This window comes from Paenibacillus provencensis, from assembly GCF_042678545.1.
In the GTDB taxonomy this organism is placed as follows: domain Bacteria; phylum Bacillota; class Bacilli; order Paenibacillales; family Paenibacillaceae; genus Paenibacillus; species Paenibacillus provencensis.
Genome location: NZ_JBHTKX010000001.1, coordinates 2,055,815 through 2,067,993, shown reverse-complemented (window position 1 = coordinate 2,067,993; position 12,179 = coordinate 2,055,815). Strand labels below are relative to the sequence as shown.

Annotated in this window: 11 protein-coding genes and 1 other annotated feature; all 11 genes read left to right on the top strand. The window is 43.3% G+C overall.

What is annotated here, in order from left to right:
• Positions 1–23 precede the first annotated feature (23 nt).
• The 11 genes from ACFQ3J_RS09880 (at position 24) to ACFQ3J_RS09830 (ending at position 12,174) form a co-directional block, all read left to right on the top strand.
• Complete coding sequence (locus ACFQ3J_RS09880) at positions 24–371, top strand: four-helix bundle copper-binding protein (protein WP_379292711.1); 348 nt, start codon at positions 24–26, stop codon at positions 369–371.
• Positions 372–435: 64 nt separating this feature from the next.
• Positions 436–704: a binding site (T-box leader), on the top strand.
• A 52-nt stretch (positions 705–756) separates the two neighbouring features.
• On the top strand, positions 757–2,469 hold the full coding sequence (argS, locus tag ACFQ3J_RS09875) for an arginine--tRNA ligase (RefSeq protein ID WP_251583265.1): 1,713 nt from the start codon (positions 757–759) through the stop codon (positions 2,467–2,469).
• A 28-nt stretch (positions 2,470–2,497) separates the two neighbouring features.
• The gene (locus tag ACFQ3J_RS09870; protein ID WP_251583266.1) at positions 2,498–3,388 is read left to right on the top strand and encodes an ATP-binding cassette domain-containing protein; all 891 of its coding nucleotides are present in this window, start codon (positions 2,498–2,500) and stop codon (positions 3,386–3,388) included.
• Position 3,389: 1 nt separating this feature from the next.
• Positions 3,390–4,097: a hypothetical protein gene (locus ACFQ3J_RS09865; RefSeq protein ID WP_251583268.1), complete on the top strand. Its 708-nt coding sequence runs from the start codon at positions 3,390–3,392 to the stop codon at positions 4,095–4,097.
• 283 nt (positions 4,098–4,380) lie between these two features.
• Positions 4,381–5,244 (top strand): ABC transporter permease, encoded by an 864-nt coding sequence (locus tag ACFQ3J_RS09860; RefSeq protein WP_379293297.1) that lies wholly within the window; start codon positions 4,381–4,383, stop codon positions 5,242–5,244.
• 54 nt (positions 5,245–5,298) lie between these two features.
• The gene (locus tag ACFQ3J_RS09855; protein WP_047909634.1) at positions 5,299–6,195 is read left to right on the top strand and encodes a carbohydrate ABC transporter permease; all 897 of its coding nucleotides are present in this window, start codon (positions 5,299–5,301) and stop codon (positions 6,193–6,195) included.
• 68 nt (positions 6,196–6,263) lie between these two features.
• Positions 6,264–7,937, top strand: a complete 1,674-nt coding sequence (locus tag ACFQ3J_RS09850; protein WP_251583270.1) for an extracellular solute-binding protein — start codon at positions 6,264–6,266, stop codon at positions 7,935–7,937.
• Positions 7,938–8,055: 118 nt separating this feature from the next.
• A complete protein-coding gene (locus ACFQ3J_RS09845; RefSeq protein ID WP_244533152.1) occupies positions 8,056–9,219 on the top strand; it encodes a response regulator transcription factor in 1,164 nt (387 codons plus the stop codon).
• A 19-nt stretch (positions 9,220–9,238) separates the two neighbouring features.
• A complete protein-coding gene (locus tag ACFQ3J_RS09840; RefSeq protein ID WP_251583272.1) occupies positions 9,239–10,996 on the top strand; it encodes a sensor histidine kinase in 1,758 nt (585 codons plus the stop codon).
• A gap of 82 nt (positions 10,997–11,078) precedes the next feature.
• Positions 11,079–11,579, top strand: coding sequence for a hypothetical protein (locus ACFQ3J_RS09835; protein WP_091155328.1), 501 nt, complete (start codon positions 11,079–11,081; stop codon positions 11,577–11,579).
• Between the two features lie 70 nt (positions 11,580–11,649).
• Positions 11,650–12,174 carry a YdcF family protein gene (locus ACFQ3J_RS09830; protein WP_251583273.1) on the top strand — a complete coding sequence of 175 codons (525 nt, stop codon included), beginning with the start codon at positions 11,650–11,652 and terminating at the stop codon, positions 12,172–12,174.
• Positions 12,175–12,179: the final 5 nt, after the last annotated feature.

Below are 12,179 nucleotides of genomic sequence, written 5' to 3'. Positions count from 1 at the left end.
AGATTACGCGGAGGGATGTAACAATGGCTATGACAAACATAGAGATGGAGACACAGACACAGATTGCAGCTTGTTTGGAAGCGATGAATGCATGTAATAAATGTTATGTCTCAAGTTTAAAGGAATACGATCTTGGCATCTTAAGAGAAAGTATCAGGCTGAACAGAGAAGCTGCCGAAATTTGCAGCTTTGCGGCTTCTGCGCTCAGCCGGGGTACAGAATACAAGGAAGAGATTCTGTCCCTTGTCGTTAAGGCGTGCAGAGCATGTGTAGCGGAATGTGAGAAGCATGAGCATCTGCACTGCAAAGAATGTGTGGACAGCTGCCGCAAATGTGCAGAAGTCTGCAGTCCTGCTGGTCTTGCTGTATAACGACAAATTTCCGAATGAATTGAAGTTGCAAATGATGGTAGACCAAGATATAATGATACAAATTATAAATTCAATGATCGGGAGAGTAATATCAGAACACCTCATGTTTCAGCGAGCCGGGATGGTGTGAGCCGGTATGAAGGATCTGGCAGGAAGCGCACCCGTGAGAAGGTACATTGAATATTAGTAGGTGTACTCGTCTTCAGCGGGCGTTATCCGCTTTGAGAGGAATCGAACAGGTTGCCAGCCGCGTGAAGAATATGCGAGTTAGCCTTTCGGATTCACGTAGAGTGGTACCGCGGGACTATGTTATCAATAGCTCTCGTCTCTGTAATATACAGAGACGAGAGCTTTTTTGTATATATGGGAATAGGAGTGTGTACGTATGTTGATGGATAAGGTTGTTAGCTTGTTAGAACCGTTGTTGGACCTGTCGAGAGAGGAGGTTGAAGCTATGTTGGAGGTACCCCCTCGTCCAGTGATGGGGGATCTGGCTTTTCCTTGCTACACGCTTGCCAAGAGAATGAGAAAGGCTCCGGACGTTATTTCAGCTGAACTGGCAGCCGACATGACAAGTCCCGAGCTTCGGGCTGAGGCTTCAGGTCCGTATATCAATTTTTATTTTGAGCGCACGAATATGGCTTCGGCTATGCTCAACAGCCTGACTGATCCGCAGTTTGGAAAATTACAGTTAGGTGCAGGCAAAAAAATGGTGATTGACATGTCATCACCTAATATTGCTAAGCCCTTTGGTATCGGTCATCTACGTTCCACGGTTATCGGTGCAGCACTGTATCGAATGTACGAAGAGGCAGGTTATACTGCAGAGAGTGTGAATCACTTGGGGGACTGGGGTACTCAGTTCGGCAAACAGATCGCTGCATACAAAAGATGGGGTGAAGATGATCGACTAGCGAAAGAGCCGATAAAGGAATCGCTGCGTTTATATGTGAAATTCCACGATGAAGAAGAGAACGACCCAAGCTTGGGACCGGAAGCTAGAGAATGGTTTAAGAAGCTCGAGCAGGGGGATGAGGAAGCCGTATCCTTGTGGAAGTATTTTGTCGATATCAGTATGCAGGAATTTAACCGGATGTACGACCGTCTTGGTGTTAAATTCGACCATATACTTGGAGAGAGTTACTATATTGATCAAACCGACAAGACAGTGACCAAGCTAAAACAGGCCGGTCTACTGACGGAAAGTGACGAAGCCATGGTCGTCAGATTGGATGAGGAGGGAATGCCGCCATGTCTAATTATCAAGAAGGATGGAACGACCATCTATCCAACTCGGGATCTAACAACCGCCTACTATCGTCATGAAGTCATGAAGGCGGATGAAGTGCTCTATGTTGTGGGTGCAGAACAGAAGCTTCATTTTCAGCAGGTGTTTGCCGTACTTGCCAAAATGGGAGAGATTTGGTCCGAGAATTTCATCCATGTTCCTTTTGGTCTGATGAAGTTTGAAGGGCGCAAAATGTCTACAAGACGTGGCAAGGTTGTATTTCTTGAAGAAGTGCTTGATGAAGCTGTTGAGCGGGCAGCACAGATCATTAACGAGAAAAATCCGAATCTCCATAACGCAGCTGAGGTAGCTGAACAGGTCGGACTCGGGGCGATCGTATTTGGTGATTTGAAGAATCACCGATTAAATGAAGTGGATTTCTCACTAGAGGAAGCACTCAGCTTTGAAGGAGAGACCGGACCTTATGTACAATACACTTACGCGAGAATTCAAAGTCTGCTGTTCAAAGCAACGGCCAACATGGATGAGGAAATACAAGAAGCTTCGAAATCTGCAGCTGCCGAGCATTCGGAACAGGTACTGATCAGTGATGCTGCCTGGGCAGTGATGAAGCATTTATCCCGATACCCTGAACAGCTTGAACGGGGAGTTCGTTTGAAAGAGCCTTCAGTACTGGCAAGATACGTCATCGATTTAGCACAGCTGTATAATCGGTTCTATCATCAGGAAAAAATTCTGGGGAGCAGCAAGAGTGAACGGACCTACAAGCTGAAGCTCTCCGAGATCGTTGGATCTCGAATAAAAGGAATACTCGGTCTGCTTGGCGTTCAAACACCGGAACGGATGTAATAAATTCATTGTTCAATGGAGGAGAATCATGCCAAGCATCTGTCTGCATCAGGTGAATAAAGCCTATAAACAGAGAGTAGTACTGAAAGATATTTCTTTAAATATTCATAAAGGTGAATGTGTTGTCCTTACAGGTCATAACGGTTCTGGCAAAAGTACGCTGCTAAGAATATTAGCAGCGCTGCTTTTTCCTTCAAGCGGGGAAGTTAGGGCCTGGAGTACCACAGGAAATATCGCGGATGTGCATAAGGGTTATGCGATAGACCGGCTCCCACCCCTCCCATTTACTGCTGAGGAGTACTTAATGTCTATGGGCGGTGTTCAGGGGATAGAGAAAAAAGAAAGGGAGAGACAAATAATTGCCTTAATGCAGGCATTGCATCTTAAGCCGGAAACGAAACAACAAATTTCTTCTTATTCCAAAGGAATGAGGCAGAAGGTGAATCTAATTCAGGCTCTTATGGGAAAGCCTGAATTACTGCTGCTCGACGAGCCGTTATCGGGTCTTGACTATGATTCCCAGCTAAATCTTACTGAACAGCTATATGAGTTAAAGACTGCAGGCACGACGATTATTTGCGCTAGTCATGAAAGCATGCTTATACATAGAATAGCCGATTCTGTCGTTGAATTAGAGGATGGACGGTTGAATAGAGTGATTCAGCAGGAAAAGCTAGCATTTAAGGCGGTTATGGTAATCAAGGCGGGGAACTTATCGGATGACGATATTGACCAGCTTGCAGCTTTCGAAGGAGTTATTGAAATAAGCAAGGAGACAACCAAACATGAGATGTATTGTCTGATGAAGGTTGCTGCTGAAGCTAGCGATAAGCTCCTTCTGAACATTATAAGCCAAGGCGGCACAATAATATCTGTTTTACATGATCAATATCATTTTAATATGAGCGGGAGGGACTGAGTTGAAACCTCTCTTGATCTATTTTTTAAGAACGTTTATACGTTCACCCTATTCTTTTGCACCGATTGTCACCTATCTTTTCATAATGGCAATTCAGTATTCGTACCGTCCGAATCCGATCGCTGACAGCTATAGTGTTACGGCTACACTGCTCTTTTTTGCTTCTGCCTGGATTGGGCGAGGCTTCTATCATGCCGAGCATCCGGATCAACGGGCGCTTACGATAATGCACAGCCGAAAAAAGTGGATATACTTTATAGGGATGTGGATCGCCTGCTCTATAATTATTGCTGCTATGACCTGTATTTCAATACTATTTCCCATTGCGGCTTGGATGTTTGAACGGCTGCCAACCACTTCAGAGCTGTTCACAGCTATAGTTGGTCACTATATGCTTGGTGTGTTGGGTATCTCCATTTCCTTATTTACTCAACGCAGCTGGATTAAGGTACAAAGTAACGCGCTTGCTATATTGTTTATTTGGTTAATGGCCGGGATGATGCATACCCAGATGGAAAGATGGCTTCCTGATGGATTAAACTTTTTAGCCTACTTATTGCCTCCAGCGCTCCCATTTATTAAAGCTATGTTAAACCCAGATGATATTGTATCCATGTCAGCTTCTACAATACATGTCATTGTATACGTTCTCATTTTATTGTCATGTTATGTTTATGTTTCTGTCAAAAGAAAAGATGTTATGTTGTAACGCTTACATTATTGCGTAGATCTATATATATCGATGAATATCGCCTATATAGATCTTTTTTTATTATTTCAAGATAGAATTGTGTTATTATTTCTGACACTATCATTGATTTTTATCAATTTTCGTTAATTACAGATATAGTATCTGCATCCATTAAATTTTACAATGGACTTCAAGAGGAGGGGGAACAATGTCGGAGATCTCTACAAATACAAAATTGGCGCAGCACAAAAGATCCAGAGGTCTTGCTGTTCGATTGAAGAAGCAATGGGAACTACAGATTATGGTCATCCCTGCGCTCATACTCGTATTCATATTTAGCTATATTCCGATGTACGGAGTGCTGATGGCTTTTCAGGACTATAGCATTTTTGACGGGTTCTGGGCGAGTCCATGGGTTGGATTCAAACATTTTGAAATGTTCTTTTCTTCGCCTGATTTCTGGACCATCATGAGAAACACGCTTATTATTAGTGCGCTTAAGCTGTTCATCGGGTTTCCAGCACCCATTATTCTAGCCCTAATGCTCAATGAAGTGCGGCAGATGGCTTTTAAACGAGTCATACAAACGGTTAGTTACCTGCCTCATTTCTTGTCCTGGGTTATCGTTGCTGGATTTGCGATGTCCATCTTGTCCACAGATAACGGAAGCTTGAACATTCTGCTTGAGAAGCTGCACTTGATTGATGAACCGATCGGATTCTTGGGGATCGCAGAATATTTCTGGGGAATTCTCGTCAGTGTCAATGTTTGGAAGGAGATTGGGTTTAACTCGATCGTATATCTGGCAGCGATTGCCGGAATTAATCCTAACCTGTACGAGGCGGCACAAATGGATGGTGCAAGCAGACTGAAGCAGATCCGATATATTACGATTCCATCCATCATGCCTGTTGTGATCATCTTCTTTATCCTGGCGATCGGAAATCTGCTGAATGCAGGATTTGAAGACATATTGCTGCTTGGCGGTAACCCGGTATTGCGCGATGTATCCGATGTACTGGATACCTACGTATACAGGACAGGAATTGAGAATCAGCGGTTCTCCTACGCTACAGCAGCCGGTCTGTTCAAAGCCGTCGTCAGCGTGTTGCTGTTAACACTGGCGAATTACGCAGCAAGAAAGTCGGGGAATAGCTTATGGTAGGAATCATGCATAGGACTGGATTACGCATAGATGCCGCAATGAGGAGGTATTTAGATGAAATATAGGAGCTTTGGAGATCGAATGTTGATGCTCTTTATATACACGTTTCTTATCCTCCTGGGATTCACAACCTTCTATCCATTCTGGAATGCACTTGTCATTTCCTTTAATCAGGGATTGGATACAGCTCTAGGCGGTGTTACATTCTGGCCACGGGTGTGGACGCTTGAGAATTATGCCATCGTATTTCAGGACAGCCGTATCCTTAATGGTTTTTACATATCGATCATGAGAACCGTGATTGGGACAATATTGTCTGTACTGCTTACTGCCTTGCTGGCGTTTGCCATGTCGAAGAGTGAACTGATCGGCAGAAAATTTTATATGGTGTTCTTCATTGTTACGATGTATTTCAGCGGCGGTCTGATTCCAACCTTTATGGTTGTACGCTCACTTGGACTCATGGATAACTTCTGGGTATTTATCATTCCATCATTGATTAGTGTGTGGAATATGATTATCTTTCGAACCTTTTTCAAAGGACTTCCGGATGGACTGATGGAATCCGCACAAATTGATGGCTGTGGTCAGTTCAGAACGTTCTTTCAGATCGTCCTTCCTCTATCAGGGCCTGTGATCGCGACATTGTCGCTCTTTACAGCAATCGGACACTGGAACGAATGGTTCCTGCCGAGCATCTACATCAATAATGAGAATTTGTTGCCGATACAATCTATGCTTCAGCAAATATTAAATTCAAACATTATGACAGAGCAGATGTCACAGCTGGACTCGGCAGCTCAATCCAGAATGTCTCAAATGAGAGAAGTAACCTCAAAATCCTTATCAATGGCTACCATGATGGTCGCCACACTACCGATTATTATGGTTTATCCATTTGTGCAAAAGTATTTTGTTAAAGGTGTATTGGTCGGTTCACTTAAAGAATAGGTGTTTAAAGTCCCTGGACTTTGGACCATAGATTGATTTGCCGTATAAATAAGGGAGGGTTATGGAAGATGTGGAAAAGCAAAAAAAATCGAATGAGTAGTGCACTGACTTTGCTTCTGGCTTCAGTCATTGGGATTGCGGGCTGTTCAAGTGGAGGAAACGGGGGAACGACGAATACACCGGAAGCAGAACCGGCTCCTGAAACGACGAATGAGGAAACCGCCTCAACCAATTTTGAACTTGGCGCAGAACCGCTGAACTTCTCCTTCTACGGTAACTATGACTGGTATACGATGCCTCAGTGGGGCGGTGACGAGGCCAGCAAATGGATTAAGGAGAACAAACAAGTGGATATCACCGCCATCAACTCAGGCGGAAATGCGGCTCAGAAGCTGAACACGATGATTGCTTCTTCTGAACTTCCAGATGTCATATGGACAGATCGTGGTGCAGATGTAGAACGTCTTCGGGCAGCTGGCGCACTCGTTCCTTTTGATGACTATCTCGATAAATACCCTAATCTGAAAGAATGGGCAGGCGAAGAAACACTTAATATGCTTCGTTCAAGCGATGGTAAGCTATACCAATTCCCGAACTGGTATACATCCCAGCCTAACGGCAATGCAGGTTACATCGTTAACAAGAAAATATACACCGAGCTGGGTGAGCCTAAGCTCGAGACCACAGACGATCTCTACAATTATCTGGCACAAGTAAAAGAAAAGTATCCGAATGTGATTCCTTTTGAGCCGGATCTTGCAGTAGATGGTCAAGGTCTGGATGTCTTGTACGGTGCATTCGGTGAGGATCACCCACCAGCGTATGTAAGCCAGAGAGCAGTTCCAAATGGAGATCAATTGACATCGATCTTCACGGATCCTGTATTCAGAGAAGCTACTCAATATGCGAGCAAGCTATTCCGCGAGAAACTGATGGCACAGGATGCCCTTACTCAAACAAAAGATCAAGTTAAGGAAAAAGTATATACAGGACGTGTTGCCGTTGCCGCAGGGGCAAGTCCAACCGAATACGGTTCTGTAGGTGACACAGAGCTGAAGAAGAAGGATCCGAATGATGGCTACTTTATGATCTGGCCGGTGCACAAAGAAGGACTTGATAAGAACAAGATCTGGACAGGTACGTATAACAGTCTTGGCTGGAACGTTAGCGTAATTACCAAAAGCGCGGAGGATCCTGAGAAAATCTTTGCTTTCCTGGATTGGTACACAGGTCCTGAAGGCCAACGGGTCATTATGTGGGGACCAGAAGGCATCTACTGGGATGGAACTGACGAGGAAGGATCTCCATTGTTCACAGATGCATTCGTAACGGATGTCGAAGGTCGTTCAAAGATGATGGATGCTACGGTTAATCTTCAGTGGAACGGAAATACGGTCTTTGTAGATAATTCTAAAATGAAGTTTGAGCAAACTCTTGCCCCAGAAGATCAAAACTGGGAAACTAGATATCAATCCGAGATTACCTGGAAGACGCAGTACAATGCAACTGAATTTATTAATCTAGCTCCACTTCCAGAATCTGAAGAAGGCATCATTCAGCAGCAAGTAAATGAAATATTCAATGAAGCAAGAGCCAAAGCCTTGTACGCACAGAATGATGAGGAAGTGTTAAGCATTCTGGATAAAGCTCAGGAAGATGCCGTGGCGGTTGGCTATGATAAGCTGCTGGCCTTCAAGACGCAAAAGTGGCAGGAAAATAAAGCACAAATCAGTGGTCAATAATTTCTTCACGATAAGCCGGCTCATCCTAGTATAATAATGATAAACGTACACCGTTCCTAAAGTGAGCGGTGTTCACGTTTATCATTTTTCTCTATTTTCTTAGTCAGGGAGTGATCTTATGTATCAAGTGCTTATAGCTGACGATGAAATTTTAGATCTTGAGGGGATGTTAAGGTTTATCCCATGGGATAATCTAGGGATTCAGATTGTAGATGCCGTGAATAATGGCTTTGATGCGCTGGAAGTCATCAAAAATCAGGCAATAGACATTTTGGTAACAGACGTACATATGCCTGGCATGTCAGGAATTGAACTTGCACGAACGGCGTTAACGATGAACAAAGATTTGAAGCTTATTTTTGTTAGCGGTTACCAAGACTTTCGGTATGTGAAGGAAGCACTAACACTTCATGCATACAGTTATGTCCTGAAACCGATGGATGATACAGAGCTCATATCTGTGCTTGAGCAAATTACGAGTGAGCTGGATGAACAGTATCTCCGGACTGAACTTGATCATAAGTTCAGCGAAGCTGCGATACAAACGATTGAATATCATATCATGGGCGGACGCGCTAATATAGCGGAGCAGCATCCTGCCATATCTCATATAAACTTGGACAGCGAGGAGCTGTTTTTTGATAAGCCCCTAGACCTGCTGGTTACATATCTGCTTGCTCAGGATAAAGACATGGTTCAAGCGCAAATTACAATTCTTATGGAGCCGGTACACAGACTTAACTTGTTGTCACAGCTTCATTTTATTGTGATATCCTTACTGATTAAAATCGATCACTACGTCAGGACGAAGCTTAGTTATCCGGAGGGTTTTATTCCGCTGGGAGAACATGACGTGGAGACAATTAAAAGTAAGGGTTCACTAGCTGAATTAGTAAACTGGTTGTCGAAGCATCTCATGGATCTGTTTGATATGAGCAATCATCCGAGACTTAAACAAAAAAAGCACACGAAGATTGTCGGGCAAATCATCGAATATATCGAAGCACATCTTCATTTGAATGTTACCTTGCGCGAGGTTGCAGACGAGCTTTGCTTCTCGCCTAATTACCTTGGAGCCATATTTAAGGAAGAGACCGGAAAAAGCTATAACGAATACATTGTGAATTTAAGGATGGAAAAAGCATGTCATCTTCTAAAAGATCCCAAGATTAAGGTGTATGAAGTAGCAGACCGGGTTGGCTACAGGTATATGCCTTATTTCAGCAAGCAGTTCAAAGAAACATATGGAATGACCCCAATAGAGTATCGTAGAAAAGCATAATATAGAGGGGCTTTAAAATATGTACAAATATAATACAAAATTTCTTCCGTTCGGTTGGAAGCTTCTCATCTCGTATTTAGTTCTTATTATCCTTCCTGTTGCGATCCTCGGCTTCACCGCAAATGCTATATTAGTAGAATCCATGCTGACTCAAACGAGAAATAACTTGCAGGGAACCTTGTCCCAAATGAGAGATAACGTAAGATATAAGCTGGAGGATACGGAAAGAATTGCAGATATGCTCTATTATGATGAAACACTTGCGCTCAATTTAATGCGTTACGAAGAAGGGTGGATCAGTTATGAGACAACCTCAACCATTCTTCTCCCCAAGTTCAGACAAGCGGTCGAATCAACCAATCAAAATTTATGGTTATCTGTTTATTTAAAAGATGATAATTTACCAGAAATATATTATGACTCAGGTGATATTGATCTGCTGCGGGTTAAACAGCAGTATTTTGATGTTTATCACATTAGCCGTATACAGAATGAAGATTGGTACAAGAACTTCCCGAAAGAACAATATGGCAAGACGCAGTCCTGGTCCCAGGTAGACGATGATAGTAAATTCGGAAGGATTTCACTGCTTAGGCGACTTGTGAACACTATGAATCCTCTGGATCTGAAGGAGATCGGTTTTGTGCGAGGCAGTGTCTATCTCTCCGATTTATTTGCAAGTCTCGACTATAACAAAATTGGATCTGGAAGTCTGCTTCAAGTCGTTGACCAAGGAGATATTATAATGTATTCCTCCGGGGAGTTACAGACCGAGAAGCACAGCAGACAACCGCTTGAGAGCAGGTCCAATCATTTGCTCATTTCGGAACAGCTGCCCGAGCTGGGATGGACGATTAATGCTTATGTTCCACAGGATCTGCTTGAGATCGGTGTTCAAAAGGTGAATCAAATGACTCTGTTCATAAGCTTGTTATTCGTTATTCTCATCAGTGCCGTAGCAGGATATATTTCTCGCTTTTTCTCCAGAAGGTTTGCTAAAGTCATATCCGTGCTCACGATGTTTCAGCAGGGCGATTTTCACAAAAGGATAGCATATAAAGGTAATGACGAGTTTGCGATCATTGCAGATGCCCTGAACCGAATGGGGGAGCAGACCGAGCGTTTAATCGAAGAAGTGTACGAGACCAACCTGAAGAAAAAGCAAGCTGAATTGGAATCGTTACAGGCTCAGATTAATCCTCATTTTCTATATAATACACTGTCGTCGATTAGCCGATTAGCTAAGTTTGGTCGTGTCGAGCAGCAGCATCAAATGATTATGAATTTAGCCAAATTCTACAGACTGACCTTAAATGATGGAAGGACAATCATATCCATTCATGATGAACTTGATCAGGTGAGAGCATACCTGGATATTCAAAAAGTGAAGTATGGAGATCGACTGGATGTAGATTATTCTATAGATCCAGAAATATTAAAGTTGAATACAATTAAGCTGATATTTCAGCCGTTTATTGAAAATGCCCTAGAGCATGCATGGGTTGGAGATCGGATCTATATTCGAGTCATCGGTGAACTGAAGGACGAACATATCCTGTTTCAGATTATTGATGACGGCGTCGGTATGAAGGCGGCCTATGCTGCCGAGCTGCTGCAATCGCGGGATGAACGACAGAAGGGCTATGGAATTCTTAATGTGCATAGACGAATCCAATTGTCCTTCGGAGATGAGTATGGCGTATCCATCTACAGCCGGCCCGGAATTGGAACGAACATATCTATAACTATTCCAATCCAAGCAAAGAACGATATTTGATCATATATGATAGATTATGGTTGATCTTTCCACAGCTTTCCGAGTAACATAAATGTAAGAAAGCAAAAAGGAGAGACAAGGTATGCAGGAGCATCGGCTGCTGGATAGTGAGCATTCTAAAGAATTGTTCTCTTATTACGGTTTGGCGGTATATTACTCACAAGCTTTAGAACAACAACTCGTCAATTTGCTGGTGCTTATGAAGCTCACGCAAGGAAAGGTCAGCCCCGAGGAAGAATTAACTTCGTTGTACTACAAGAAATTAGGGAATTCTCTCGGACAACTGGTTAATGAAATACAGCACAATTTCGCTTTTACTGAAGAGGAAAGCACCCTTCTTAATAATATTTGGAAGAAACGGAATTACATTGTGCATGATTATTTCAAGGAACGCATTCTGGAGACATTCAGTAGTGAAGGTCGGAGCCAGATGATTGAAGAGCTGATTGAATTTAAGGATCAGGCTCAGAATTTAGAGCAGAAGCTGTTGTACTACACGAAGGAATTGTTAAATTCTCTCGAGCTGGAGGAAGAGGAGATCGGTCAAGATTCGAGTGATGAAGAATGGAGCGCGCAGGAGTAGTAAATGGAGAACCCTAGTTTATGCTTGTGTTCTATTGACGGGAATCATATTTATATGGATGTGTATAACCATGTGGGAGATCGTCTCCTACAGTCATGAGGACCATCGGCGTCACGGTGATGCAGCGGTTGTCCTAGGTGCAGCTGTTTATGGGAATACGCCTTCACCTGTGCTTCAAGCCCGAATAGATCATGCCATTCACTTATATCAAAACGGCGATGCGGATACGATCATATTTACAGGTGGTCGGAGCGAGAGTAATGCGCCTGCAGAATCTGAGGTTTCCAGAACGTATGCTATTCAAAATGGAGTGTTTCCAGAGGATATATACATAGAGGACGTCTCACGCATTACAGAATCCAATCTGATTCAAGCAAAGAAGCTTGGTGATACTCAGCTCAGAAGTACCTATACGCTGGTAAGTGATCCGCTTCATATGAAGCGGGCGATGGCTATTGCTCATCAGCTGGGGATGGATGTAGTATCCTCTCCGACCCAGAGCTCAGGATATCAGAGCTTTCGTACGAAGGTGCCTTTCTTAATGAGAGAAACGTTCTTGCTTATGGGGTATCGTGTCGTTCAGTGGATAAAATAACTCTC